We start from the raw sequence: 26,473 nt of genomic DNA on the forward strand, positions 1-26,473 counted from the left end.
GCTGTTGGTATGACTTCACATCAGCCGCCGCTGTGGCGCCGCGCCGTCGCCGAACTCCTCGGCACCGGCCTGCTCGTATCCATCGTCGTCGGCTCCGGGATCGCGGCACAGCAACTCTCTCCGAACGACGTCGGCCTGCAGTTGCTCCAGAACAGCACCGCCACAGTGCTGGGTCTGACGGTGCTGATCCTGGTGTTCGGTCCCGTCAGCGGCGCGCACTTCAATCCCGTGGTCTCGCTCGTTGACTGGATCCTCGGCCGGCGCACCGGCGCCGGACTGACCCTGCCGGACCTCGGTACATACGTGGTTGCCCAAACCGTTGGTGCAATAGGCGGCAGCGTGCTCGCGAACGCCATGTTTGCGGTGGGAACCTCCATCTCGGTCAAGGACCGTGCCACCACTGGGCACCTGCTGGGTGAAGTCGTCGCCACCGCGGGCCTCGTCCTGCTGATCTTCGCCCTGGCCGCCACCAACCGGGGCGTCCTCGCAGCCCCCGCTGTGGGTGCCTACATCGGCGCCGCCTACTGGTTCACGTCCTCGACGTCGTTTGCGAACCCCGCCGTGACGGTCGGCCGCATCTTCAGCGACACCTTCGCCGGGATCGCGCCGGCTTCTGTCCCCGGCTTCGTCGCCGCTCAGCTGATCGGGGCGGCAGTAGGCCTCGGGCTCCTCGTCGTCCTGTTCCCCACCGCCGCCCGCAGCGCGGACGACGCCGTTCTTCCGCACTCGTCGGAAAAGACCAGCGCCTAGACTCGGCCGGCAGGTCCGTCTCCGGAGTGTGGCCACTTCCGGGCCCAACGGCAGGATTCATACATTGATGGCGGTCAATATTCGGGCATAATGGGTACATGAAAACGCTGCCCGTTCTCGATCCGATCACGGACGAAGCTTGCTGCACCCCGGCAGGACAGCCCGCCCTTGGCGCAGAAGAGGCCAAGCAGAAGGCCCTGGTCTTCAAAGCCCTGGCCGACCCCAACCGGCTGCGGCTGCTGTCCATCGTTAAGGCCGAGTCCTCCGGCGAATCCTGCGTCTGCGACCTGACTGATCCCCTGGACCTGGGCCAGCCCACAGTCTCCCACCACCTGAAAATCCTGGTGGACGCCGGTCTGCTGCACCGCGAAAAGCGCGGAACCTGGGCCTATTACTCCCTGGTTCCGGGTGCACTTGACAGCGTGGCCGGGCTTCTGGCGACCCTCTGACCACCCTCAGGGGAGGGTGCCGCCCCGCGCCGCAATCCACAACCCGTACCAGTCGGCCCGGGTCATGGCCTTCGCCACCCGGGCCGCGTCCGCGCAGGCCGCGATTCTCGCCGGATTCACGGTGCCGATCACGGGCGCAATGCCGGCCGGATGCTTCATCAGCCACCCCAGGAGGACAGCTTCCCCCGTGGTGCCGTACTGACCGGCAAGCTCCGCAACCATCGCAGCCGCGGCAGTCTCCGCCGCCGTCGGGTTTTGCGGAACTGCCCCCGTGTACAACCCCTGCGCCAGCGCACCGTAAGCCTGCACGGTAACGCCGTTGCTCCTGCAGTACTCCAGGGTCCCGTGCGGGAAGCTGTAGTCCATCGACTCCGGATGGTTCACCAGGACCTGGCTCTCCAGCCAGGCCCGCTTCAGCAGGCTCATCTCCAGCTGGTTGGCCACCACGGGCGCCTCCAGCCGCTCCTGCAACGCCTTGATCTGCGCGCCGGACATGTTGGACACCCCAAGCGCCCGAACCTTGCCGTCGGCCAGCAGTTGCCCGACGGCGGCCGCCACCTCCGCCAGGTCCGTCAGGGGATCCGGACGGTGCAGCAGGAGGACGTCCACGTGGTCCGTCCGTAGCCTCTTCAGGCTGCCGTCCACGCGTTCCAGGATGGATTCCCGGCTGAGGTCATAGTGTGTGGCCAGCCCGCGTTCGCGGAGCCGGATCCCGCACTTGGTCTGCAGCCGGATCCGGTCACGCAGGCCCGGCGTTGCCGCGAGGACTTCGCCGAACACGGCCTCGGACTTGCCGCCACGATAGATGTCCGCGTGATCGAACAGCGTGATGCCGGCGTCCAGCGCGGCCTCTACGGCGGCAGCGGCCTCGTCCACATGCTGCACGTCATGCGGTTCATCGGACCAGCTGCCGCCCAGGCCCATGCAGCCGTAGATGAGTTCCTGCGCGGAGGATGGAACGTTGTGTTCAGTCATTGCTTCACTCTTTCATGAGCCGGAGCAGACACACAGGTGGCGGGGCCCGGCCGGGTCCCGCCACCTGTTTGATCTTGGGTTACGTCAGCGCAGCCAGGCAGTGCTGTTGGCGCCCAGTTTGCCGTCCACCAGCGGGGCACTACTGACCAAGACGGTGCCTGCCGGCAGGTCGACGGCGGCGTCCCCGAAGTTGGTAACGGACTGCCAGCTACCGGGGCGGCGGAAATGCAGGACCTCCGGGTTGCCGGTCTCCACCCACTCCAGCTCCTCGCCGGCCTGCAGTTCGCGGCGCAGCTTCAGTGCCGTGCGGTACAGCTCCAGGGTGGAGTTGTCGGTGCCGTCCTGCGCCTCCACCGCGTACTTGCTGAACCAGTCCGGCTGCGGCAGGTGCGCGCCGCCGTCGCCAAAGCCGAAGGAGGTCCCTTCAACCTTCCAGGGCAGGGGCACCCGGCAGCCATCACGGCCCACCTCAACGCCCCTGTTCCGGAAGAACGCGGGATCCTGGCGCTCGGAGTCCGGAATCTCCGCCACTTCCTGCAGGCCCAGTTCCTCGCCCTGGTACAGGTAGGCCGAGCCGGGCACAGCGAGCATCAGCAGGGTGGCGGCGCGGGCACGGCGCTCGCCAAGGTCCACGTCGAGTTCCTCCTTGGGGCCGCCGGCCAGCAGCCAGCCCTTCCCGTCCTGGCCCTTGGCGTGCTTCTTGCCCTTGGACGCCTTGGGCAGGCCGTAGCGCGTGGCATGCCGGACGACGTCGTGGTTGGAGAAAACCCAGGTGGAGGACGCACCGGTCGCGGCGGCTTCGGCGAGGTTGCGGGTGATGATTTCGCGGAAATCCTCGGCATCGAAGTCGGCCTGCAGCAGGTCGAAGTTGAACGCCTGGCCCAGGCCCTCCGGGCTGGCGTAGCGGGCACGGCGGGTAGCGTGCACCCATGCTTCGGCGACGGCGGTGCGGGGCGGGTTGTATTCGTTGAAGACTTCGCGCCATTCGAGGTAGATGTCGTGGACGTCGTCCCGGTCCCAGAAGGGGTGCGAACCGTCGTCGAACCCGTCCGTCCCCGAGTTGGCCTCGGTCAGCTCCAGTTTGGAGAGAAGCGGCTCGGTGAGATCCTTGGTGAGGGCATGGGCCACGTCCACGCGGAAGCCATCCACGCCGCGGTCGGACCAGAAGCGCAAGGTCTTGAGGAAGTCATCGCGGACCTCGCGGCTGGACCAGTTCAGGTCCGGCTGCTCCTTGGCAAAGATGTGCATGTACCACTGGCCCGGGGTTCCGTCGGGTTCGGTGATGCGTTCCCAGGCCGGTCCGCCGAAGACGGAGTCCCAGTCCGACGGCGGGAATTCGCCGTTGGGTCCTTTGCCGTCACGGAAGATGTAGCGCTCACGGGCGGCGGAACCCTTCGGCGAGGCGAGGGCCTCCTTGAACCATTCGTGCCGGTTCGAGGAGTGGTTGGGGACGATGTCGGCGATCAGCTTGATGCCGGCGGCGTGCAGCGCCTTGGCCATCTCGTCGAAGTCCGCCAGCGTGCCCAGCTTGGGGTCCACGTCGCGGTAGTCGTCCACATCGTAGCCGCCGTCGGCCAGGGCCGAGGGATAGAACGGGCTGAGCCACACGGCGTCGATCCCCAGTTCCTTCAGGTACGGGACCTTGGCCGTGATGCCCTTGATGTCACCCATCCCGTCACCGTTTGAATCGGCGAAGCTGCGCGGATAGATCTGGTAGACCGCGGCCTGGCGCCACCAGTTGGGATCGGCCAGGCGGTCGGAATCGGACAGGGTTGCCAGAGTGGCAGTGGTGGACAAAGGATGATCCTTTTCTCTTGGTTGGGTTGTTCTAGCTAGGTGGATAAGTCTGGCTATTTAACGGCCCCGCGCATGACTCCGGACAGTACCCAACGTTGGGCCAGGATGTAAACCACCAGCGTGGGGGCCATGGCCATCAGGTACGACGCGAATGCGAGGCTGTAGTTGGTGTTGAACTCGCCCTGGAACAGCATTTGGACCACGGGGAGGGTCTGCAGGGCCGGGTCGGCGATCATCATCTGCGGCAGCAGGAAGTCGTTCCACGAACCCAGGAAGGCGAAGATGCCTACCGTGGCGTTCATGGGGGCCAGCAGCGGGAAAATGATCTTGCGGAACACCTGCCAGGTGGTGGCGCCGTCTATCCGGGCGGATTCCTCCAGCTCCACCGGGATGGAGCGGACGAAGGCGATGTACAGCAGCGCGTTGAACGAGATTCCGCCCAGCACGTGCAGGAAGACGACGCCGGCCGGGTTGTCCAGGCCGAGCAATGCCGTCTGCTTGATCAGCGGCAGGATGATCACCGGGAACGGAATGAACATGGCGGACAGAAGGTACACAAAGGAGCCGCGGAAGAACCGGTGGTTCCAGTTCCGCGCGATGGCGTAGGCAACCAGCGAGCTGCAGGCCAGCGAGCCGAGGACACTGAAGACGGTGACGAATGCCGTGGACAGAAAGGCCCGGGGGAAGTTCGTGGCCACGTAGGCGGCTGCGAAGTTTTCCCAGTTCAGCGGGTTCGGCCAGGCAAGCCCGGTCCCGGTGCCGATCTGGTCCGGTGTTTTCAGCGCCATGGCAACGGTGAAGTACAGCGGCAGCAGGACAGTCAACGAGGCCACCAGCATCAGGGTGGTGAGCCACCAGTTAACCCTGAAGCCTTCGCGGCTGGAGACTCGTTTTGTGCGGACCCGGGCGCTGCGCCGTGGAAGTAGTGATGTGGTCATTAGAGAGATACCCCCCGGCGCTGGATGAGGCGCAGCTGGATGACGGAGATCAGCAAAGTGATCAGGAAGTAGATGACTGCATTGGCCATCTGGTAGGAATAGTCGCCACCCGTGAAGCCGGAGAAGATGCGCATGGCCACTGACTGCGTCGCCATGCCGGGTCCGCCGCCGGTGAGGCCCACGATGATCTCGTAGGTTCCCAGGAATCCCTTGAACCCGAGGATCACATTGATGACGAGATATCCGAGGATGAGGGGCAGTGTGAGGCTCAGGAACTGGCGGAAGCTGCCGGCCCCGTCCAGGTCCGCGGCTTCGTAGACCTCCGCTGGCACGCTCTGGAGCCCGGCGAGGTAGATGATGGTGGCTCCGGGCGCGGCCTGCCACACGGTGACCAGCACAATGGCCAGCCAGGCGAGGTTTTCGTTGGCCAGGATGCTGGTGGCAAGCGGCGTTAAGCCGAACCGCTCGGCCAGCACCGGAAGGGTGTTGGAGAACAGGTAGTTGAACACGAAGGACACCACCAGGGCGGACAGCACCATGGGGATAAAAAACACGGTGCGGATGCCGGTTCGCCACTTGATTTTCGCATTCAGTCCAAGGGCGATGGCCAGTGCCACGACGTTCACCACCACGGTGGTGGTCAAGGCAAAAACGAACGTGAAGATGTAGGACTGCAGGATTGCCGGGTCCTTGAAGATGTTGACGTAGTTGGACAGGCCGATGAACTTCCAGTCACCGTAGCCTGCGTAGTTGGTGAGGCTGAAGAACACACCAACCAGCGCTGGCAGGGTGATGAAGAAGGCGAAGAGTGAGAGGACCGGCACCACCATCCAGTAGTAGGTGGGGTCGATCCGGCGCTTGGACCGGACAGCGAGCGCACGGGCGGGGTCGTTGTGCGCGGCCGTGGCTGTCTCAGCCGGCAGGGCGGTTGCGGTCATGGGGGCTCCTGGAATCGTAGTGGGCATCAGACCGCTGTCCGCTCGGCGACGCGGCGCCATTCGTCGTCGACCGCGGTCAGGAACTGTTCACCGTTCTTGTTGAAGACAAAGGACTGGATGTAGTTGTTCATGGGGACCGACGGCGGGAAGTATGTTCCGGCGCCCTGGTAGTAGCGGCCTTCAGCCACGTGGGCGGCAACACCGCGGAGATGGGGGTTGCTCACGGCAGGGGCGCCCATCAGCGGAGAGAACGCCGCGTTCTTCTCGTTGTACGTGTTGACCACGGACGGTTCCAGCAGGTAGTTGAGGAACCTCTCCGCAGCGGCCCTTTTCCGCGTGTTCCGGGTGATGGAGAGTGCCATGTCCACGTTGACGCGCACCTTGGTCTGGTCCGGGTCGTTGGTGACCGGCAGCGGAAACGTGCCCAGCTTGATGTCCTTGTTGGCCTGAACCAGCTGGGAGAGCGCCCACGGCCCCTGCAGATACATGGCGGCCTGGCCCTTTCCGAAGGCGGCATTTCCGTCAGAGTAGTTCTTGCTGGCCGCCCCGTTCTGTGAGTAGGACGCAAGCTGCAGGATTTTTGGCAGCGAGGAGCGGTAGTGGTTGCTGAATGACTCGGGGGCGGACTGCGGGATGTTGGCCCCCCTGGCCATCAGGTCCCTGAAGAATCCCCCGACGTCGAGCATTCCGCCGGTGACGTAGTCGAAGGCACCCTGGCGGAGGGTCCAGGCGTCCTTGAATGTCCCGTAGATCGGCGTGATGCCTGCTGCTTTGAAGGTCTCACACGCGGCGATGAAGGCGTCCCACGTGGTTGGAACAGCCACACCGTGGGCTGCGAAGATGTCGCGGTTGTAGATGACCCCGGCCGCGGCAATGGAAAACGGCAGGGCGCTGGTTTCGTGCCCCTTGTATTGCCCCCAGGAACTGATGAGGTCCTGGAACTTCGGATCGATGGTCTTGGCCACGGGAAGGCCGGACAGGTCGGCGAAGATCCCCTTCCGGACGAACTCAGCCGTTTCGGTGGCGAATCCCCGGGTCACTACGTCCGGCGGATCGTTCCGGACCAGGCCGGGGACGAAGTTGCCCTCGTTGAAGTCCTGGATCACCCGGATATCAGGATTGAGCGCCTCGAAGTCCTTGATCACCTGGTTGAAGTAGTTCACCACCTCCGGCTTGTTCTGCATGAAGCGGAGTGTGGTGACACCGTTCTGCTGGCCTGCGTGGCCGGCACAGCCGGAGAGCGGAATGAGGACTGCCGCCCCGGCCAGACCGGCCACCCGGAAGAGGGAGCGCCTGCTGGGCAGCGTTGCGGCCGCCATGACGCCGTTCACAGGGCGGGAGCCGAAGTACGGCAGCGGCTGGGAGAGGACTGTGATGAAGGCGGGCAGTGCTTCGGGATGCGGTTCACTGTTGCTCCTTTGCAAAGGCTGACTGAAGGATTTTGGAGAAGACTGGTGGCTCGGCGGCCGTCCAACCCACCTGGCCAAGCATTGTTTATTTGGAATCTAAATTTAGTTCCTCAAGTATTATGTGGTGCAGAGCACAGAGAGGTCAACACCCATGACTGAAATATCCGTGGCAACGCCCCAATTACTACGTCGGGTGAGTGCCGGAGCCGTCCTTGACTTCATGCGCGCCTCAGAAGCGGTGACTGTCACCGAGGTCATGGAGGCCACCGGACTCACGCGGGCCACGGCCATTGCGGTATGCGAGGACCTCATGCAGCGGGGCTGGATCCGGGAGCTGGAAAACCAGCGGGCCTTCGGCGGCTATCAGAAAGGCCGGCCTGCACGTCGGTTCGAACTCAACGAACGCGCAGGCTACGTTCTGGGCATGGACGTGGGTGTCTCCAAGGCCACCGTGGTGGTGTCGGATCTCCGTGGGAAGGCCCTAGGCAGGTCCAGCCAGCCGTTCGCGGAAGCAGACATCCCGGCCGAGGAACGCATCGCCGTCATTGACCGCACCGCCATGATGGCCCTGCACAGCGTGGGAGCCTCCCCCGATTCCGTTCTGGCGGTCTGCGCCGGCATTGCGGCGCCAGTGGACCGTAACGGCGAGGTGCTGGTGACGCAGCACTTCTGGGGACTGTTCGACGTCGGCCTGAAGGCTGCCCTGCGGGATCGGCGGGGCTGGACGGTATTGCTCGAGAACGACGCGAACCTGGCCGCACTCGGCGATCGCTGGAGGGGTGCCGCTGCCGGCGTGGACGACGTCGTGGTCATCCTCGCCAGCGAGCGCTTCGGCTCGGGAGTGATCGACGGCGGGCGGCTGCTGCACGGCCGGGGCGGAGGCGCCGGCGAGCTCGCCTTCCTCGACATGGTGGAGGGTGTGGGAGATACCTACGGCATCGCCGCTTTGGCAAGGACGTGGGCGGCTGACGCCCTTTCCGGCAAGGCCAAAACATCCCTCCGGGAGTTTGCCGCCGAAGGAGTCGAGGCGGAGCAGGTCTTCGCGGCTGCTGCCGACGGAGATGCCGTGGCGCGGGCGATCCTCGAACGGCTCGCCGACAGGATGGCCAGGGTCATCGGGGCTCTGTCCACCATCATCAACCCGGAACTGGTGGTCATCGGCGGCGCCGTGGCCAAGTCTGCGGGCGTGCTGCTTGGGCCGATCGCCGAACGCCTGAAGGAATACACTGTCACTCCCGCGCGGGTGGCGGTTTCCCCGCTGGGCGATTCGATCGTGACCGTCGGCGCCGTACGGTGCGCCCTCGACTATGTGGAAAAGAACACCCTGGACCTGGAGCTCGCAACGCAGGCCTAAGCCACCCGCTACGGCTGCGGCTCCAGGGCGGCGGCAATCGGGAGTGTGCCGTCACTGAATTCGATGGTCCTCCCCGCCGTTTCGGGCAGGTCAAGCACCGCGGCGGCCACACTGGCCGTGTTACTGCGGGAGGTTGCCCGGCTGCCCTCCGTTCCGGGGTCCACTTCGATGAGCCCTGTCCCCGGCTGGTCCGTCAGCGTCCCCGGACCCAGGATGGTCCAGGCCAGTGCGGTGCCGCGCAGGTACTCATCCGCCGCCGCCTTGGCGTCCGCGTAGGCAAAGAAGCTGTTCTCCGCCGGGACGCCGTGGTCCGGCCCCGCGCCCAGGTAGGACACCATCACATAACGCCCGACGCCGGCCTCCGCCGCCGCGTCCATCGACCGGATGGCCGCGTCCCGGTCCACCGCATAGGTGCGTTCCGGGCTTCCTCCCCCGGCCCCGGCGGACCAGACCACGGCGTCATGGCCCCTGAGGGCGCCGGCGATTGCCGCCGTCGTCGAATTCTCAACGTCCAGCACCGACGGCGTAGCGCCGGTAGCCGCGACGTCAGCGGCATGGTCCGGGTTGCGGATGATCGACGTGACGCTGTGACCTTCGGTTGTAAGAAGCGTGGACAGGTGGAGGGCCACTTTGCCGTGGCCGCCGATGATAGCGATGCTGGTCATGCCCCCATTCTGCCCCTTATGCCCGTGTGCGGTAGCGGAGGTAGACCACGCCGTTGCCGAACCTGTGCTCCTCAAGGAGCTCCAGCCGCAGGTTCAGCCCGTCCGGCAGGAAGCGCAGTCCTCCTCCCACGGCCACCGGATTGAGGAACACGCGGCATTCGTCCACCAGCCCGGCGTTGAGCGCCGCAGCGGCCAAGGTGGGGCCACTGATGCCCATGTGCGCGTCCATGGCGTTCTTGAGGTCCCGGACGGCGTCGGGAACAAAGGTCCGCTCGATCCTGGTCTTGGCCGTGGATACGGCGGTGAGGGTTGTGGAGTAGACAACCTTGTCTGCCCCTTGCCAGATCCGTGCGAAGTCCCGGATGTAGTCCGGCTGATCGGGGGTATCGAAGGTTTCCCAAGCCGACATGACCTGGTACATGCGGCGGCCGAAAAGGTAGGTGCCCACATCGCGTTCGAGATCATTGACGAACGTGTGGACTTCCTCGTCCGGTTCGCTCCAGCTGAAATTGCCGTCCGTATCCGCGACGTAGCCGTCGAGGGAGGCGATGCCTGAGTAGATGAGCTGGCCCATGCGGCCCATTGTGCCGCCGTCGTCCGTCCTTGGATAGGCGCACCACTCATTTGATGGTGAACTGCTGCGCCATGGTCCAGAGGTTGGTGGTGGTCCAGTAGATCAGGACGCCGATCGGGAAAAGGACTCCACCCACGCCGAAAATGATCGGCAGGGCATACAGGATTATCTTCTGCTGGCGCGCGAGGGGATTGTCTGCGGCTTCGTCAGGCACGGTCCGGGCCACGATGCGTCGTTGCGTGATGAACTGCGAGGCCGTCATGGCCAGGATCATCACGATAGTCAGTACCAGGACCGCCGATGGGTCGCCGGCACTGCCGTGCAGCACCGACGCTGACAGCGGGGCTCCGAAAATGCTTGAGTCGTCGAACTGCACAGCCTGTTCGTGGGTCATCGCACCGATGCCTCGGTCCTGCCTGGCTGCCGTTGGGATGCCGGAGAGGACCTGGAAGAGCGCGAAGAAGAACGGCACCTGGATGAGCATCGGCAGGCAGGCGGACAGAGGGTTGGTTCCGTGTTCCTTGTAGAGGGCCATCTGTTCCTGGGCCATGGCCTGCCGGGACAGCGGATCGGTCTTGCCCTTGTACTTGTCCTGCAGCCTCTTCAGGTCCGGCTGCAGGAGCCGCATCCGGCGCTGGGCGCTGACCTGCCGCAAGAACACCGGAATCAGGGCGGCACGGATGATCAGCACGAGGCCGATGATGGACACAGTCCACGTCCAGCCGCTCGCCGCCGGCATGCCCATGGTGCTCAGGACGTCGTGGATTCCGACCATGATGGCGGACACAAGCCAATTGAACGGACCCATGATTGTTCCGAAGAAGTCCACTGCAATCCCCCATCGCCACGTGCAGCAAAGCTACGGCGAAAAGCAGCGCATGTCACGGCCTTGCACCGCGGCAGGCACACAGTCTTGCGGGAAACAGAAAAGCCCCCGGAATCCGTGGATTCCGGGGGCTTAGCCTGTAGCGGTGGGGAGGCTCGATCTCCCGACCTCACGATTATGAGTCGTGCGCTCTAACCAACTGAGCTACACCGCCACGAATGAGAAAAACCTGCGCCAAGCCGGTCAAAAACCGCCTTGACACAGGCCCTCATCCAGAGCCCCCCACCGGAATCGATCCGGTGACCTCGTTCTTACCAAGAACGCGCTCTACCACTGAGCTAGGGGGGCAACGAGTAAATACTCTACCGGAAGATTTGGCCACCAACAAATCGGCTCCAGAACGGTGTCAAAGGCGCCAAAAGTGCCGGAAATTCGGGCTTCCTGGGCCCTCCGGACGGCCCATGACACGGCCGGGGGACGGATCCCTGAAGGGATGTGACCAAGCGAACTTAAGCAGCAACCTTAAAGCAGAACGGGCCGGCAGGAAGCCGGCCCGTTCTCAGTTCACTCTAGGAAGCAGTGGTTACCACTTGTTGCGGGGCTTGAAGCCGCCTTCGGTGCGCGGCTTGCGTGCCGCGTCGGTGCCCACGCTGCGCTCGTTACGGTCGCTGAAGGAGCGGCCGCCGCGGTCAGCGGAGCTGCGCTCGCCGTCGGTCTTGCGGAATTCCTTCTTGAACCCGCCGTTGCCCTTGAAGTTGCCGCCACGGTCGCCGCCACCGGCGCCGCCGCCGGAGTAACCACCACGGTCGCCACCGCCGGAGTAACCGCCTCGCTCGCCGCCGCCACGGTTGCCCTGGTAGCCGCCGCGGTCGCCGCCACGGCTGCCCTGGTAGCCGCCACGCTCGCCGTCACCGGAAGGCTTGCGGCCGTTGTCCAGCTCGAGGTGGATCAGCTCGCCGCCGATCCGGGTGCGGGACAGAGCCTTCAGCTGGTCGGCACTGAGGTCCGCCGGGAGCTCCACGAGGGAGTGGTCCGCACGGATGTCGATGCCGCCGATCTGGGCCGAGGAGATGCCGCCTTCGTTGGCAATGGCGCCCACGATGGACCCCGGCATAACGCGCTGGCGGCGTCCGACGGCGATCCGGTAGGTGGCGTTGCCCTCGGTGAGCGTACGGGTCGGGCCACGTGAGCCGAAGCCGTCCTTGGAGCGCTCGCGCTTCTGGAAATCGGGAGCTGCGGCCAGTTCCTTGACCAGCAGAGGCTGACCGCCCTGGGCCATAACGGCCAGCGCAGCAGCGATCTCCGAGGCCGGCACGTTGTGCTCTTCCTCGTAGGAGGAGATGAGGTCGCGGAACGCGGCAACGTCCTCGGACTCGAGGGTTTCCGTGATGCGCTCGGCGAACTTGCCCAGGCGCAGCGTGTTCACGGTCTCGGCCGTGGGCAGGTGCATCTGCTCCACCGGCTGGCGCGTTGCCTTTTCGATGGAACGCAGCAGGTACTTCTCCCGCGGCGTCATGAACAGGATGGCGTCGCCGGAACGGCCTGCACGGCCGGTGCGGCCGATGCGGTGGACGTAGGACTCGGTGTCGTGCGGGATGTCGTAGTTGACCACGTGGCTGATGCGCTCAACGTCAAGGCCACGGGCCGCGACGTCGGTGGCCACCAGGATATCGATGCGGCCTTCCTTCAGCGCCTCGACAGTGCGTTCGCGCTGCTGCTGCGGGATGTCGCCGTTGATGGCGGCAGCCTGGAAGCCGCGGGACTTCAGCTTGTCAGCCAGGTCCTCGGTAGCCATCTTGGTGCGCACGAAGGCGATAACGCCGTCGAACTCTTCAACCTCGAGGATGCGGGTGAGGGCGTCAAGCTTGTGCGGGCCCATGACCTGCAGGTACCGCTGGCGGGTGTTGGCGCCGGTGGTGGTCTTGGACTTGACCGAGATCTCGGCCGGGTTGTTCAGGTACTGCTTGGACATGCGGCGGATCTGGCTCGGCATGGTGGCCGAGAACAGTGCCACCTGGCGGTCCGACGGGGTCTGCTGGAAGATCTGCTCCACGTCTTCGGCGAAGCCCATGCGCAGCATTTCGTCAGCCTCGTCCAGCACCAGGTACTGGAGCTCGGACAGGTCCAGGGAACCCTTGGAGATGTGGTCGATCACACGGCCGGGAGTACCGACAACAACCTGGGCACCGCGGCGCAGGCCGGCGAGCTGGGGGCCGTAAGCGGAGCCGCCGTAGACGGGGAGGACGGTGAAGTCATCGATGTGCTTGGCGTACGAGGTGAAGGCCTCGGCAACCTGGAGCGCGAGCTCGCGGGTCGGAGCCAGGACCAGGGCCTGGGTCTTGCGGGACGGGCCGTTGAGGTCGTGGAGCTCGGCCAGGCGGGACAGGGCCGGTACTGCGAATGCTGCAGTCTTACCGGTGCCGGTCTGGGCGAGGCCCACAACGTCGCGGCCTTCCAGCAGCAGCGGGATGGTTGCTGCCTGGATGGGGGAAGGCTTTTCGTAGCCGACGTCCATCAGGGCGGCGAGGACGCGGGCATCGATGCCGAGGTCGGCGAACTTGACGCCCTCTTCTTCTTCGGCTTCCTCAGCCTTGGCGGGAGCTTCGGTCTTAGCTACGGGAGCTTCTTCAACCTTGGCAGCAGGCGCTTCGGTCTGAGCGGCAGGCGCTTCTTCAACCTTGGCGGGGGCTTCTTCAGCGGGAGCGGCGGGCGCTTCGGCTTCAGTGGCGGCGGGCTCTGCTGCGGGGGCAACGGCCTCAGTGAACTCGACGGCGACGGTTTCGACAGTTACTGCTTCAACGGTGGCGTCATTTTGATTTTCGGGCATAGGGAAATTTCCTCATCCATAGGGGGCCAGGCGGCACAACCCGAGGTGAGCGGAGCCGCAGTACATGTGCCGTGGGTGCCGGGCATACATTGACCGGCCGGTCACTTAGAAGTCCGGCGCTTTCGCAATCCCGTGGCAGGACTTCCCGCTGCATCTCTTGGCTGCTATCCCAGCAGTCTGTACAGCGTTTTCTTTAGCCGGCTCTCCCTATGAAAATGCCCGCATCACAATAGCGGGCCCCAACACTTGCCAGTCCTGCCTCAAAAATTGGGCAGGAATAAGGGATTTCCGGAGTGGGGGATGTTTCAAGTGTAAGGTACAGATCCGCTTTGCGGCTAATTGAACGCACGACGGCGGCGGTGAGCTTGCGCACACGGCCGTCAGTTCCATACGGCTGAGGCCGTAACGCTACCGTCCCAGCCGCCGCAAGAGCGCCTCAAAGGTGTCGTGGTACTCGGGCTGGAGGCGGATCTCACCGTCGGCGTCGGCATCCCGCAACGCTTCCATGGACTCAAGGTCAGGTTCGCTGAACCACTTTCCGATGGTGATGCCATGGGTCGGCACGAAAAGCCGGTGGATGTGGTCGCCGGCCTGGATGGTACCGGTGCGGATCACGCGCAGGTAGGTACCAACCCGGCCCGCTTCCGTGAAACGCCTGACCCATTGCGGCTCCCCCATCCGACGCTGGAAGGCGGCGCACGGGACGCGCGGCGAGGTGACTTCAACTTCGACGTCGAGCCCGATCTTCCAGCGTTCCCCAATCACTGCCCCGGTGGTTTCGATGCCCGCAACACGGAGGTTCTCGCCGAAGATCCCGGGCGGGACGTCGCGCTGAAGCTCCTTCGCCCAGTAGTCGGCATCATCCTGGGAGTAGGCGTAGATGGCCTGGTCCTCCCCGCCATGGTGGACCCGGCTCGCCTGGACGTCACCGTGGAGGCCGAGTTTGTGTACCTTAACGGGACCTTCCACCGGCCGCTTGTCGATGGCGGTGACTCCCACGCTGCCTTCATCGGGAAGGAGCTGGTGGACGCGGCAGACGGCTAGCACTGATGCGGTTTCCATGGCTCCAGTGTAGGGTTCCCGGCGTTCCAGCCGCCGTTGGAACCGGAGATGGGCAGTTCTCACCCGTTTCGTGCTCGCAGCCGGACCGGGCAGAGACTACGCTGATTTCAGGATTGAGCTTCCGGCGCACGGCTGCGCCCACATTCAGCATGGACTACCAAGGGGGACGTCATGGACCCGGAAAAGGACCAAGGCAACGGTCCGGACAAGGACCTGGCCAAAGGCCAGGGCACCGGTCAAGGCAAGGACCAGGGCGCGCCGAAGCCGCCTCCGTGGCAGGTTCCCAAGCCGGAGCTGCGCCCCGAACTCCTGAACCAGCCCACCCCGTCGGTGGATCCGTTCGCTAAGGACCGCGAGCGCCAGACCCAAGATGCGGCCGCGCGCAAGAAGCGCTCCCAACGCCGCACCGTCGTCGTGGGGTTGGGAGTCACGGCCCTCCTCGCCGGCACCATCACCGCCGTCGTGGCCAGCAACCAGGATGAACCCGAGTACGCCCAGGTCTGTTTCAACGACGAAACCGGCGAACGCGTCGAGGATACGCAGTGCAACAGCTCGGCCGGCCGGAGCGGCGCACTATTCGCGTGGTACTTCTACTCCCGCGGCGCCAGCGTGCCAGCGGTGGGGCAGAACCGGTCCTCATATCCGAGCTATACCAGCACCATCCCCAGCGGCGCCAAGGCATCCACCGGGTACAGCACCAAGGGCGGCACAGTCAGCAGGGGCGGCTTTGGCAGCAGCTCCAAGGGCTCAAGTACGGGGGGTTAGGCGTGAAGCGGTTGTTATCGGAGCCCAGGCCCGGCTGGAAGCAGAAGATCGAAGAGCAGGGCCTGGTCTTCTCCACCACCACCATGCCCGACGGTAAGAAGATCGAATACTGGAACGAGTCCGCCTACTACGAATTCACCATGGACGAGGTGGAGACGCTGGAGGTCACGGCCGAGGACATGCACAAGATGTGCCTGGAGGCAGCCAGGTTCCTGGCCACGGGCGCCATGGGGAACATCGGCATCGGCGCGCAGGCGCTGGAGCTCGCGGCTGAGTCTTTGCAGGCCGCGGACATGGATGTCTACGGGCGCTTCGACTTTATCTATGACGGCCAGGGCGGACCGGCCAAGATGCTGGAGTACAACGCGGACACCCCCACGGGACTGATCGAGGCCGCCGTCGCCCAGTGGTTCTGGCTGCAGGACGTGTTCCCGGAAAAGGACCAGTGGAACGGCATCCACGAGGCCCTGATCCGGCAGTGGAAGAAGATGCAGTACCGCACCGGCATGAGCACGCTCCACATAGCCCATTCCGAGGCTGAGGAGTCCGGCGAGGACTGGATGACGGCCGCGTACATGCGGGACGTGGCCAGCCAGGCGGGCTGGACCACCATCGGCATCAACATGTCCGACATCGGCTGGGATCCCAACCTGAACCGCTTTGTGGACCTGGACAACTTCATGATCAGCACCATGTTCAAGCTGTACCCGTGGGAGCTGATGATGAAGGAGCCGTTCGGGCACCGGCTCCTGCAGCGCGCACATAATCCCCGTTGGGTGGAGCCTGCATGGAAAATGCTGCTCTCCAACAAGGCCTTGCTGGCTGCTCTGTGGCACCTGTACCCGGACCACCCCAACCTGCTGCCGGCCTACCTCAACGAGCCCGGGCCCCTGAAGGAATGGGTGGCCAAGCCGCTGCATGGGCGCGAAGGGGACAACATCAAGATCCACGCCCCGGGCATCAGCCTGGAGCAGCCCGGCGGGTACGGCCATGAGGGCTGGTGCTACCAGCAGTTCCATGCGCTGCCCGACTTCGACGGCAACCACCCCGTCCTCGGCCTCTGGGTGGTGGACGGCGAGTCCGTGGGCTGCGGGATCCGCGAATCGGACGGCCCCATCACCGATTACTTCTGCCGTTTTGTGCCCAACACCATTGACGCCCCGGCGCCGCTTTCAGCGCAGGCCCACTCCAGCAAGGCAGGTATCGCACTATGAGCACCCTGATATCCCAGAGCCCGGTGACCGTATGAGTGCGGAGACGACGACGGCGGGCGGCGCTCCCGGCGGACCGTCCGGCGGTGCCGTCCCGGCCAAGGGGCTCCGGGCGGGGATCCTGGACCTCGGCGACTCGGTCATGCTGGGCCTCGCATCCACGGCGCCCGTGTATTCGCTGGCCGCCACGCTGGGCCTGATCGTGGCCGTCAACGGAAACTACACTCCCCTGATCCTGGTCCTCGGGTTCATCCCAGTCCTGTTCATCGCATACGCCTTCCGGGAGCTGAACAGCGCCATACCGGACTGCGGCACCACGTTCACCTGGTCCCGCCGGGCGTTCGGTCCCTGGGCGGGCTGGCTGGGCGGCTGGGGTGTTGCCCTGGCCGGCATCGTGGTCCTGGCCAACCTCGCGCAGGTGGCAGGCCAGTACCTGTGGCTGCTGATCGGCGACGGCTCAGTGGCCGAAAACAAGGTGGTGGTCACGGCCACGGGTGTGCTGTTCATTGTCTTTATGACCTTGGTGAACTACCGGGGCATCCGGCTGGGCGAGCACGTCCAGCGGGTCCTGACCTACGTGCAGTACGTCTCGCTGGGCATCTTCGCGCTGGCCATCATTGTGCGGATCGTAGGTGGGGTGCCTGGCGGAGCCACAACAGGCCAGGCGTTCGACTTTGAGTGGTTCAACCCGGCCGGTGCCTTCGCCGACCCCTTCGCCGTAGTGCACGGTTCGCTCCTTGCCCTGTTCATCTACTGGGGCTGGGATACCTGCCTGGCGGTGAACGAGGAGACCGAAAACCCGACCACCACGCCGGGGCGCGGCGCCGTCATTTCGGCCTTTGTCCTGGTGGCCATCTACGTCTCGGTGGCCTTGCTGGTGATGATGTACGCCACGGTTGGCACCGAGGGCATTGGCCTGGGCAACGAAGCGAACCAGTCCGACGTCTTCCTGGCGATGAAGGACGTGGTCCTGGGTCCGTGGGGCTGGCTGATTGTGGTGGCCGTGCTGGCCTCGGTCCTGTCGTCCACGCAGACCACCATCCTGCCCACGGCCCGCGGCACACTGTCGATGGGCGTGCACGGTGCGCTGCCGCCGAGGTTCGGCGAAGTCCACACCCGCAACCAGACCCCTGGATTCTCGACGCAGGTCATGGGCGCAGCGGCCGTGGTGTACTACGTGGCCATGAGTTTCCTCAGCGAAAACCTGCTCTCCGATTCCATCAGCGCCATCAGCCTGTTCATCGCCTTCTACTACGCGCTGACGGGCTTCGCGTGCTTCTGGTATTTCCGGGGCACTTTCCGGGAGTCTGCCCGCGACCTCTGGTTCCGGGGCATCCTTCCGCTGCTCGGGGCGCTGATCCTCACGGCGGCGTTCTTCATCTCGGCTGTCCAGATGTGGGATCCGGCGTACGGTGACACGCAGATCTTCGGTGTCGGCGGGGCGTTTGTCAGCGGCGTGGTGCTCCTGGCCTTGGGCGTCGTCCTGGCCGTTGTCTGCCGGTTCCTGCCGTCAACGCGGGAATACTTCACCGGGAAGCCGACGGCGGAGGCCGCCACACCGGCGTCGGCCTAAGATACACAGATGAGCGACGCTGAAGTCACCGCCGAAATGCCCCTGACACCGGACCCGTCCGACGTCCTGGCCCTTAGTGCGCTGCTGAGCGCTGACGAGCGGGCACTCCAGCAGCGGATCCGCGACTTCACCGACCAGCGGATCAAGCCGAACATCGCCCGCTGGTATGACGACGCCGTTTTTCCGCTGGAGCTCGCTCCCGAACTCGGCGAGCTGGGCGTCCTGGGGATGCACCTGGAAGGCTATGGCTGCCCCGGCCGCTCCGCCGTCGAATACGGCCTGGCCGCGATGGAACTCGAGGCCGGCGATTCCGGGATCCGGACCTTTGTCTCTGTGCAGGGGTCCCTGGCCATGACGGCCATCCACAAATGGGGCTCGGAGGACCAGAAGCAGGAGTGGCTCCCCCGGATGGCTGCCGGCGAAGTCATCGGCTGCTTCGCCCTGACCGAACCCACGGCGGGTTCCGATCCCTCCTCCATGACCACTTTCGCCCGCCGGGACGGTACCGGGGACGGCGCCGGCTGGGTCCTGGACGGTGCCAAGCGCTGGATCGGGCTGGCCTCCGTTGCCGGGGTGATGGTGGTGTGGGCCAAAACCGACGACGGCGTCCGCGGCTTCCTGGTGCCGGCCGGTACGCCGGGTGTGACCGCCACCCCCATCGCACAAAAACTCTCCATGCGTGCTTCCATCCAGTGCGATGTGGTGTTCGACCGCGTCCGGCTGGGACCGGAGGCCATGCTGCCGGGCGCGGTGGGCCTGCGCGGGCCGTTTACCTGCCTGAACGAGGCCCGCTACGGAATCGTGTGGGGTGCCATGGGCGCCGCGCGTGATTCCTACGAGGCTGCCCTGGCCTACTCCCAGGACCGGCTGCAGTTCGGCAAGCCGCTGGCCGGGTACCAGCTGACGCAGGAAAAGCTGGTGAACATGCTGCTGGAGATCCAGAAGGGGACCATGCTGGCGTTCTACCTGGGGCGCCTCAAAGACGAGAGGAAGCTCCGGCCCGAGCAGATCTCGCTGGGCAAGCTGAACAACGTGCGCGAGGCCATCAAGGTCGCCCGGGAAGCCCGTTCGATCCTCGGCGGCAACGGCATCACGCTGGACTACTCGCCGCTCCGGCACGCTGCCAATCTGGAGTCAGTCCGCACCTACGAGGGCACCGACGAGGTCCACATGCTCGTCCTTGGTCAGCACATCACGGGCCTCGGCGCGTTCCGGTAAGCCCACCCGCCCCTCCCCTGTTGGAGCTGGCCGGGCTATGCATGTCGTTATTCGGGCAGGACGACCAGCTCAAGGTAGCCACGCAGGCACCCTGCCATGTCCACGCTCTTAGGCGACAAAAGCCACTGCGTTTGGATGCCGTCCCACAGGGCAATCAATGATGCCGCGGCGGCTTCCGGCTGGACACCGGGACGCAGCCGCCCTTCCTGGGCCAGCTGAGTGAACCGCTGGGCGTAGCTCCGCCGCAGCCGGTCAAATCGTTCTGTGAAGAATTCGCGACCCGGATGGCCGTCCGTGACGGATTCCGCACAAAGCACGGTGTACAACTCAATGACGCCCGGGATCTCTTCGTTGAAGCGCGCTTGGCGGATCACGGCGTCAATGAGCGTTTCCTCCGGATCGGGAGGCGTTGTGCCATCTCCGGATATCGAGTCGCGCCAATCGAGTACGGCCAGCAGCAGATCACTCTTCGTCGGGAAATAATGCAGGAGGCTCGTCTGGCTCATTCCGACGTGGTCGGCAACGTCCTGCAATGAGCCGCCTCGGTACCCGTGGGCCGCAAACACGGCGTGCGCGGCAACAAGGATCGCCTGCCGGCGTTCCGTCGACTTCGCATATGGTCCCCGCCGGGAGGGCCGGCTCGCCTCGTTTGTGGTCATGGCAAGCCAGTGTACAGGCGGATATGGGGGATAAATTCAAAATTCGAGTGAGTACTCGAATTTTATGTTAGCCTTTCTCGTATCAGTCCCAGATGTGTCGGGCCTCACAGTCTTGCCATGGTGGTCCTGCAGCGCTTCTGGCGCGGCGGGCTTACAGAAGGAGCAGTCAAGTAATGTCCCAGTCCACAGCATCCGGGCACACCGCCGATGTTTCCTACATCATCGACCCCGGACCGGGATCGGGCAGGCGGACCGCCGCCCGCTCCTGGCTGCACAGCGACGCCCCCACCCAGTCGCTCAACGGCAATTGGCGCTTCCGGCTCCTGCCCGGCGCACCGGGAACTCCCGGGGGCCGCGGCGTCCTGCCCGCCGGCGAAGCTGTGGAGGGCCTCGCCGAGGAGACCTTCGATGACTCCTCATGGGACGAGATCGTCGTCCCGGCCCACTGGGTGCTGGAAGGCGACGGGCGCTATGGGCGGCCGATCTACACGAATGTGCGTTTTCCCTTCCCCACCGATGCACCCAACGTCCCCGATGAGAATCCCACCGGCGACTACCGGCGCACCTTCGAACTGCCGGAGGCATGGACCGAAGCCGAACGGATCCTGCTGCGGTTCGACGGCGTCGAGTCGCGGTACAAGGTTTGGGTCAACGGGGTGCCGATCGGCGTCGGCGTCGGGAGCCGGCTGGCCCAGGAGTTCGACGTAACGGACGCTGTCCGCCCGGGATCGAACGTGCTGGCCGTCCGGGTGCACCAATGGTCGGCGTCGAGCTACCTCGAAGACCAGGACCAGTGGTGGCTGCCTGGCATCTTCCGTGACGTGACGCTCCAGGCCCGGCCCGCGGGCGGCATCGACGATGCCTGGCTGCGCACCTCGTTCAGCGGCTCCGGTGATTCCGGAACAGGTGACTCCGGCGCCGGCGCCATTGACCCTGAAATCACGGCAACCGGTGACGCCTTTCCGGTGACGCTGTCCGTGCCGGAGCTGGGCGTGGACGTCACGTGGACCTCCGCGGCGGACGTTGCCCCGGTGGCGATCGACGCCGTCGAACCGTGGTCTGCCGAGATCCCGCGGCTGTATGACGCAACGGTGAGCAGCGCTGCCGAAACGCTCTCCCTCCGGCTGGGGTTCCGCACCGTGGAAATCGTGGGGGACCGCTTTTTGGTGAACGGCCGGAGGGTGGTTTTCCACGGCATGAACCGCCATGAGACGCATCCCGACCGGGGCCGCGTCTTCGACGAAGAATCTGCCCGCGCCGATCTGGCCCTTATGAAGCAGTTCAACGTCAACGCGATCCGCACCAGCCACTATCCCCCGCATCCCCGGCTACTGGACCTGGCCGATGAAATGGGGTTCTGGGTGGTGCTTGAGTGCGACCTCGAAACGCATGGCTTCACCGCCCAGCAGTGGGCCGGAAATCCCAGTGATGATCCTGCCTGGCGCGAAGCCTTCGTGGACCGCATCGAGCGCACCATCGAGCGCGACAAGAACCACCCCTCCATCGTCATGTGGTCGCTCGGTAACGAGGCCGGCACGGGCGCCAACCTCGCCGCAATGGCCGCGTGGGCCCATGCGCGCGACACCGGACGCCCGGTCCACTATGAGGGCGACTACAGCGGCGCCTACACGGACGTGTATTCGCGGATGTACTCCTCCGTCCCCGAGACCGAGGCGATCGGCCGGGACGACTCCGGATCCCTGCTGCTCGACTGTTCCGCCGCCGAGTCGGCACGCCAACGGACCAAACCCTTCATCCTGTGCGAGTACGTTCACGCGATGGGCAACGGCCCCGGCGCCATCGACCAGTATGAGGACCTCGTTGACCGTTACCCACGGCTGCACGGTGGCTTCGTCTGGGAATGGCGGGACCACGGCATCCGCACACGCACGGAAGACGGCACCGAATTCTTCGCCTATGGCGGCGATTTCAACGAGGTCATCCACGACGGCAACTTCGTGATGGACGGAATGGTCCTCTCCGATTCGACGCCGACTCCGGGACTTTTCGAATACAAGCAGATCGTGGCGCCGATCCGTTTGGGCTTCGGCACCGGGGTGCCAGTCGGAACAGCGTCCGACGACGGTGCGCGGCAATTCGTCACGGTCGCGAATCTGCGGCACTCGGCGGACGCGTCCGACGTCGTGCTCCAGTGGCGGACGGAGGTGGACGGCGTCCGCAGCGACTCGGGCGAACTGGCAATCGCCGGCGCGTCCGGAAAGGCGCTTGCAGCCGGCGAATCGGCGCAGCTGGAGCTGCCGGCGTTTGCCGTCTCAGGTAAAGGTGAGCACTGGCTCACCGTTGAAGCCGTGCTCAGCAAGGACACCGGCTGGGCTCCGGCCGGGCACGTGATTTCGGCCGCCCAGCTGGATCTCTCGGAGCCTGCGGCACCGGTTCAGGCGCCGCGCCCGCTGGCTTCCACAGGCCGGACCGGCTCTCTGGGGGCCGAGTCTGCGGGTGCCGAATCCTTGGGAACCGGAACGGTAACCCTCGGACCCGCGGTCTTCGAGGAGGGCCGGCTCGTGTCACTTGGCGGTTTGTCCGTGGCCGGTCCCCGCCTGGAGCTCTGGCGTGCACCGACGGACAACGACGGCGGAGCGGGCCACGGCAGTTACGATCTCGCCGACCCCTGGCTGAACAACGGAAACGGCGTGCCCGCCCCGACGTCGGCCTCGGTCTGGCGCAAAGCAGGCCTGGACCGCCTGACTGCCCGCGTGGAAAAGATCTCAGCGAACGATTCAGGCGTGGCGGTCCGGACACGGTATGCGCCGGCCGACAGCGCTGACTCCGTGACGGTCGAAGAGCAGTGGCAGCTCACGGATGGGGAGCTGTGGCTTCGCCTGGACATCGTCCCCAGCGCTGGCTGGAACATGATCTGGCCGCGCATCGGGGTCAGGTTCGATCTGCCCGGCTCCGTCGACGGCGCCTCCTGGTTCGGTGCCGGGCCGCGGGAATCGTACCCGGACAGCATGCACGCGGCACTGATCGGGCGGTATTCGGCGGCAATCGACGACCTCACGGTGCCGTACGCGAAGCCCCAGGAGAGCGGGCACCGCAGCGCCGTACGTTCGCTGGAGCTGAACAACGCGGGCGCGCCCTGGCTGAGGATCGAGACGGTGGCCGATGCCCGCGGGCGCCGGCCCGGTTTCACCCTGGCCCGTCACACCGCACAGGAGGTCAGCTCCGCAGCCCATCCCCACGAGTTGCCTCCGAGCGAGCACAGCTACCTCTACCTGGACGCCGCCCAGCATGGTTTGGGTTCACGGGCCTGCGGCCCGGACGTCTGGCCGGACTTCGCCCTCCGTCCGGAGGCCCGCACGCTGACGCTGCGCATAGGAACGGCCCAGTAGCCGCCGAGATGGCACTTCGCGGCAAGGTCAGGCCGCGACTGCCGCGAAGTGCCATCTCGACGCGTTCCGGACCGGGTTACGCAGCTCCGACCGGGACGGGTTCCTTGGCGCCTGCGTCCTTGCGGATGGTCGCGCTGATCACGGCGGCGATGGTGCACATGGCGGCCGCGCCGAACCAGGCGTAGGTGTACTGGCCGGTGGCGTCCCGGATGGCGCCGGCGCCGAGGGCAGCAGCGGCCGCGCCCAGCTGGTGGGCCGCGAACACCCAGCCGAACACCACGCTGCCGTCCGCGCCGAACGTTTTCCGGCAGATTGCCGCGGTGGGCGGCACGGTTGCCACCCAGTCCAGGCCGTAGATCACCACAAAAACGATCATGCTCGGCTGGACGGTGGCGCTCAGGAGCAGCGGCAGCACCAGCAGGCCGATCCCCCGGAACTGGTAATAGACGGCCAGCAGGATTTTGGGGTTGTAGCGGTCGGTCAGCCAGCCGGAGGCGATGGTGCCCAGAATGTCGAAGATCCCGACGACGGCGAGCAGCCCGGCAGCGGTGGTTTCGGGCATGCCGTGGTCGTGGGCAGAGGGGATGAAGTGGGTGCCGATCAGCCCGTTCGTGGTTGCCCCGCAGATCGCAAAACCGGCCACGAGCGCCCAGAAGGTCCGTACTCTGCTGGCCCGTTTGAGTACCTGGAGGGCGCGCACTGCGGCGTTGCTGCTGCGCCCGCTTTCCACGGTGTCAGGTGCCATAGCGGGGGACCCGGCCGTTCCCTCCTCAGGTGCCGTTTCACCGTAGGGCAAGGCGCCGACGTCGGCCGGTGAGTTTTTCAGGAACTTCAGCACCAGCGGAACCACCGCCAGCGCGCCGGCGGCGATCAGCAGCGAAGCCTGCCGCCAGCCCGGATCCTGGGCCAGCATGGCGATGAACGGCAGGAAGACCAGCTGGCCCGCGGCGCTGCCGGCGGTCAGGATGCCGATCACCAGGCCCCGGCTCTTGGAGAACCAGGTGTTGGCGATGGTGGCGGCAAAGACGAGCGCCATGGAGCCGGTGCCGAGCCCGATCAGCAGTCCCCAGGTCAGGAGGATCTGCCAGGACTGGGTGACCAGGACCGTGAGCGCGCTGCCGGCGCCGATCATCACCAGGGCGGTGGCGGTGACGGCCCGGATCCCGAACCGTTCCATCAGGGCCGCGGCGAAGGGGGCGGTCAGGCCAAACAGCACCAGGTTGATGCTGACGGCCGCGGACAGGACGGTGGTGGACCAGCCGAACTCCTGCTGCAGCGGCACCATGAGGACACCCGGGGCGGCCCGGAATCCGGCGGCGCCCACGAGGGCCAGGAAGGCGACGGCCGCGACGATCCAGGCGGGGTGCAGTCGCCGGCGGCGCGTGGTTTCGGTGGCACTCATGCGGCCGTGGCCAGCTGGACGGGGGCGTCCGTCCGGGTGAGACTGTGCCAGCTGGTGTTGGCGGCCGTGAGCCGTTCCCCGCAGCCGGTGCAGGTGTCCGCGGAGCCGGTCCGCTGGCCGCAGCCGGAGTGGATGACGAACATGTGGGCCTGGTCAGAAGGTGCCGGGAGGTGCTTTTCCGCCCACATAACCACGGCGTTCAGGACCGGGAGGGCGTCCTCACCCTTAGGAGTCAGGACGTACTCCTGGCGGGGGCGGCCGCCGTCGTCGTACGCCTTCTTCTCAAGCAGCCCCGACTCCACGAGACCCGCCAGGCGCCTGGTGAGCACCGAGTCCGCGACGGCGAGCCGGGCCTTCATTGCGTCGAAGCGCCCGTTGCCGAAAAAGACCTCGCGGAGCACCAGCATGCTCCAGGGGTCACCCAAAATGTCGAGACCTCGTGCCATGCTGCAGTTGCGCTGGGACCAGTCGGAGCGGAGAACCATAAAGGCACCCTAGCTAACTTTCTTGAAGAAAGCCAGGGTGCCTCTGGTTGGCGAGCGCGGTGTTACCGGAGCGCGGCGCTACTTGAGGAAGGTGAAGGCGCGCTCGAGGTCGGCGATGAGGTCTTCCACGTCCTCGATGCCACAGGACAGCCGGATCAGGTTGACCGGAACAGCCAGTTCCGTGCCCTTGACCGATGCGTGGGTCATCTCGGAGGGGTAGTTCATCAGCGATTCGATGCCGCCCAGGGATTCCGCCAGCGTGAACACCTGCGTGTTTTCCGCGACCGTGCGGGCCGCCGCCTCTCCGCCCTTGAACTGGACGGACACCATGCCGCCGAACTTCTTCATCTGCTTCTTCGCCAGCTCGTGGCCGGGGTGGGAGGGCAGGCCCGGGTACAGGACGGCCTCCACCTCGGGGCGCCCGAGCAACCATTCGGCCACAGCCTGGCCGTTGTCGCTGTGCCGGTCCATGCGCACGCCGAGTGTCTTCAGGCCACGGGTGGTGAGGAACGCGTCCATGGGGCCGGACACCGCACCCACCGCGAACTGCACAAAGCCGATCTTCTCCGCGAGGTCCGCGTCGTTGACCACGATGGCGCCGCCCACCACGTCGGAGTGCCCGCCGATGTACTTCGTCGTGGAGTGGACCACGACGTCGGCACCCAGGGCGAGCGGGGTCTGCAGGTAGGGCGACGCGAAGGTGTTGTCCACCACGAGGAGGGCCCCGGCGTCGTGTGCTATTGCGGCGAGCGCCTCGATGTCGGTGATCTTCATCAGCGGGTTGGAGGGCGTCTCCACCCAGACGAAGCGGGTCTTGTTCGCGGCCACGGCTTTGCGCACCGCGTCCAGGTCAGCCATGTCCACGGGGGTGTTGCCGATCCCCCAGTCGCCGAGCACGCGGTTGATGAGCCGGTAGGTGCCGCCGTAGGCGTCGTTGCCGAGCACAATGTGGTCGCCGGGCCGGGTCAGCGCCCGGATCAGGGAGTCCTCCGCCGCGAGGCCGGAGCTGAAGGAGTACGCGTGGCTTCCGCCTTCGAGTGCCGCGAGCTGCTCCTGCAGGGCGTCGCGCGTGGGGTTGGTGCCACGGCCGTATTCGTAGCCGTCGCGGAGCCCGCCGATGCCGTCCTGGGCGTAGGTGGAGCTGAAGTGCACCGGCGGAACCACGGCGCCGGTGCGGGGCTCGAAGGCCTGGCCGGCGTGGACGGCGCGCGTGTTGAAACCCTGGTTTTCAGAAACAGACATGGAG

At 65.7% G+C, this 26,473-nt stretch carries 22 protein-coding genes and 2 tRNA genes; 8 read left to right on the plus strand and 16 right to left on the minus strand.

What is annotated here, in order from left to right:
* Nucleotides 1-9: 9 nt before the first annotated feature.
* Nucleotides 10-750, plus strand: coding sequence for an aquaporin (locus tag ASG77_RS09890; protein ID WP_056344547.1), 741 nt, complete (start codon nucleotides 10-12; stop codon nucleotides 748-750).
* Between the two features lie 98 nt (nucleotides 751-848).
* Nucleotides 849-1,199: an ArsR/SmtB family transcription factor gene (locus tag ASG77_RS09895; RefSeq protein ID WP_056344549.1), complete on the plus strand. Its 351-nt coding sequence runs from the start codon at nucleotides 849-851 to the stop codon at nucleotides 1,197-1,199.
* A 6-nt stretch (nucleotides 1,200-1,205) separates the two neighbouring features.
* Here ASG77_RS09895 and ASG77_RS09900 read toward each other — a convergent pair whose 3' ends face one another.
* The 5 genes from ASG77_RS09900 to ASG77_RS09920 all read right to left on the minus strand — a co-directional run bounded on the left by ASG77_RS09900 (nucleotide 1,206) and on the right by ASG77_RS09920 (nucleotide 7,271).
* Nucleotides 1,206-2,174 carry an aldo/keto reductase gene (locus ASG77_RS09900; protein ID WP_056344551.1) on the minus strand — a complete coding sequence of 323 codons (969 nt, stop codon included), beginning with the start codon at nucleotides 2,172-2,174 and terminating at the stop codon, nucleotides 1,206-1,208.
* A gap of 84 nt (nucleotides 2,175-2,258) precedes the next feature.
* On the minus strand, nucleotides 2,259-3,971 hold the full coding sequence (locus ASG77_RS09905) for a glycoside hydrolase family 13 protein (RefSeq protein WP_056344553.1): 1,713 nt from the start codon (nucleotides 3,969-3,971) through the stop codon (nucleotides 2,259-2,261).
* Nucleotides 3,972-4,024: 53 nt separating this feature from the next.
* Entirely contained in the window at nucleotides 4,025-4,909 is an 885-nt protein-coding gene (locus ASG77_RS09910) for a carbohydrate ABC transporter permease (protein ID WP_056344556.1), read from the minus strand.
* Nucleotides 4,909-5,847: a carbohydrate ABC transporter permease gene (locus ASG77_RS09915; RefSeq protein WP_056344559.1), complete on the minus strand. Its 939-nt coding sequence runs from the start codon at nucleotides 5,845-5,847 to the stop codon at nucleotides 4,909-4,911. The genes ASG77_RS09910 and ASG77_RS09915 overlap by 1 nt, the downstream gene beginning before the upstream one ends.
* A 26-nt stretch (nucleotides 5,848-5,873) precedes the next feature.
* A complete protein-coding gene (locus tag ASG77_RS09920; RefSeq protein ID WP_235564432.1) occupies nucleotides 5,874-7,271 on the minus strand; it encodes an ABC transporter substrate-binding protein in 1,398 nt (465 codons plus the stop codon).
* Between the two features lie 136 nt (nucleotides 7,272-7,407).
* Between ASG77_RS09920 and ASG77_RS09925 the strand changes: the two genes are divergently transcribed.
* The gene (locus tag ASG77_RS09925) at nucleotides 7,408-8,610 is read left to right on the plus strand and encodes an ROK family transcriptional regulator (protein WP_056344562.1); all 1,203 of its coding nucleotides are present in this window, start codon (nucleotides 7,408-7,410) and stop codon (nucleotides 8,608-8,610) included.
* A gap of 8 nt (nucleotides 8,611-8,618) precedes the next feature.
* Here the strand turns inward: ASG77_RS09925 and ASG77_RS09930 are convergent, their stop codons facing one another.
* From ASG77_RS09930 to ASG77_RS09960, 7 genes are all read right to left on the minus strand, one after another.
* Nucleotides 8,619-9,275, minus strand: coding sequence for an SDR family oxidoreductase (locus ASG77_RS09930; protein ID WP_056344565.1), 657 nt, complete (start codon nucleotides 9,273-9,275; stop codon nucleotides 8,619-8,621).
* 16 nt (nucleotides 9,276-9,291) lie between these two features.
* A complete protein-coding gene (locus ASG77_RS09935; RefSeq protein ID WP_056345170.1) occupies nucleotides 9,292-9,849 on the minus strand; it encodes a dihydrofolate reductase family protein in 558 nt (185 codons plus the stop codon).
* A gap of 46 nt (nucleotides 9,850-9,895) precedes the next feature.
* A complete protein-coding gene (gene yidC / locus ASG77_RS09940; protein ID WP_056344568.1) occupies nucleotides 9,896-10,678 on the minus strand; it encodes a membrane protein insertase YidC in 783 nt (260 codons plus the stop codon).
* Nucleotides 10,679-10,815: 137 nt separating this feature from the next.
* Nucleotides 10,816-10,889, minus strand: a tRNA-Met gene (locus tag ASG77_RS09945).
* 62 nt (nucleotides 10,890-10,951) lie between these two features.
* Nucleotides 10,952-11,023: transfer RNA gene (locus ASG77_RS09950), tRNA-Thr, on the minus strand.
* A gap of 235 nt (nucleotides 11,024-11,258) precedes the next feature.
* Nucleotides 11,259-13,502, minus strand: coding sequence for a DEAD/DEAH box helicase (locus ASG77_RS09955; RefSeq protein WP_056344573.1), 2,244 nt, complete (start codon nucleotides 13,500-13,502; stop codon nucleotides 11,259-11,261).
* 408 nt (nucleotides 13,503-13,910) lie between these two features.
* The gene (locus ASG77_RS09960) at nucleotides 13,911-14,564 is read right to left on the minus strand and encodes an MOSC domain-containing protein (RefSeq protein WP_056344577.1); all 654 of its coding nucleotides are present in this window, start codon (nucleotides 14,562-14,564) and stop codon (nucleotides 13,911-13,913) included.
* Nucleotides 14,565-14,735: 171 nt separating this feature from the next.
* Here ASG77_RS09960 and ASG77_RS09965 point away from each other — a divergent pair, with 171 nt between their 5' ends.
* Genes ASG77_RS09965 through ASG77_RS09980 form a run of 4 tightly spaced genes read left to right on the plus strand, consistent with a single transcriptional unit; the run spans nucleotide 14,736 to nucleotide 19,331 of the window.
* Complete coding sequence (locus tag ASG77_RS09965; protein ID WP_056344580.1) at nucleotides 14,736-15,329, plus strand: hypothetical protein; 594 nt, start codon at nucleotides 14,736-14,738, stop codon at nucleotides 15,327-15,329.
* A 2-nt stretch (nucleotides 15,330-15,331) separates the two neighbouring features.
* Nucleotides 15,332-16,543 (plus strand): glutathionylspermidine synthase family protein, encoded by a 1,212-nt coding sequence (locus ASG77_RS09970; protein ID WP_056344583.1) that lies wholly within the window; start codon nucleotides 15,332-15,334, stop codon nucleotides 16,541-16,543.
* Between the two features lie 31 nt (nucleotides 16,544-16,574).
* Entirely contained in the window at nucleotides 16,575-18,113 is a 1,539-nt protein-coding gene (locus ASG77_RS09975) for an APC family permease (RefSeq protein ID WP_056344586.1), read from the plus strand.
* Between the two features lie 9 nt (nucleotides 18,114-18,122).
* Nucleotides 18,123-19,331 carry an acyl-CoA dehydrogenase family protein gene (locus tag ASG77_RS09980; RefSeq protein ID WP_056344589.1) on the plus strand — a complete coding sequence of 403 codons (1,209 nt, stop codon included), beginning with the start codon at nucleotides 18,123-18,125 and terminating at the stop codon, nucleotides 19,329-19,331.
* 47 nt (nucleotides 19,332-19,378) lie between these two features.
* Here ASG77_RS09980 and ASG77_RS09985 read toward each other — a convergent pair whose 3' ends face one another.
* Entirely contained in the window at nucleotides 19,379-19,990 is a 612-nt protein-coding gene (locus ASG77_RS09985) for a TetR/AcrR family transcriptional regulator (protein WP_056344592.1), read from the minus strand.
* A gap of 173 nt (nucleotides 19,991-20,163) precedes the next feature.
* Between ASG77_RS09985 and ASG77_RS09990 the strand changes: the two genes are divergently transcribed.
* Nucleotides 20,164-23,340, plus strand: a complete 3,177-nt coding sequence (locus tag ASG77_RS09990; protein ID WP_082575933.1) for a glycoside hydrolase family 2 TIM barrel-domain containing protein — start codon at nucleotides 20,164-20,166, stop codon at nucleotides 23,338-23,340.
* Nucleotides 23,341-23,416: 76 nt separating this feature from the next.
* Here ASG77_RS09990 and ASG77_RS09995 read toward each other — a convergent pair whose 3' ends face one another.
* The 3 genes from ASG77_RS09995 to ASG77_RS10005 all read right to left on the minus strand — a co-directional run bounded on the left by ASG77_RS09995 (nucleotide 23,417) and on the right by ASG77_RS10005 (nucleotide 26,469).
* Nucleotides 23,417-24,742: an MFS transporter gene (locus ASG77_RS09995; RefSeq protein ID WP_056344595.1), complete on the minus strand. Its 1,326-nt coding sequence runs from the start codon at nucleotides 24,740-24,742 to the stop codon at nucleotides 23,417-23,419.
* Nucleotides 24,739-25,227: a winged helix-turn-helix transcriptional regulator gene (locus ASG77_RS10000; RefSeq protein WP_056344597.1), complete on the minus strand. Its 489-nt coding sequence runs from the start codon at nucleotides 25,225-25,227 to the stop codon at nucleotides 24,739-24,741. Before ASG77_RS10000 ends, ASG77_RS09995 begins: the two co-directional genes overlap by 4 nt.
* Before the next feature lie 78 nt (nucleotides 25,228-25,305).
* On the minus strand, nucleotides 25,306-26,469 hold the full coding sequence (locus ASG77_RS10005) for a cystathionine gamma-synthase (protein WP_056344599.1): 1,164 nt from the start codon (nucleotides 26,467-26,469) through the stop codon (nucleotides 25,306-25,308).
* Nucleotides 26,470-26,473 lie beyond the last annotated feature (4 nt).

The sequence above is a fragment of the Arthrobacter sp. Soil762 genome (assembly GCF_001428335.1).
GTDB lineage: Bacteria > Actinomycetota > Actinomycetes > Actinomycetales > Micrococcaceae > Arthrobacter.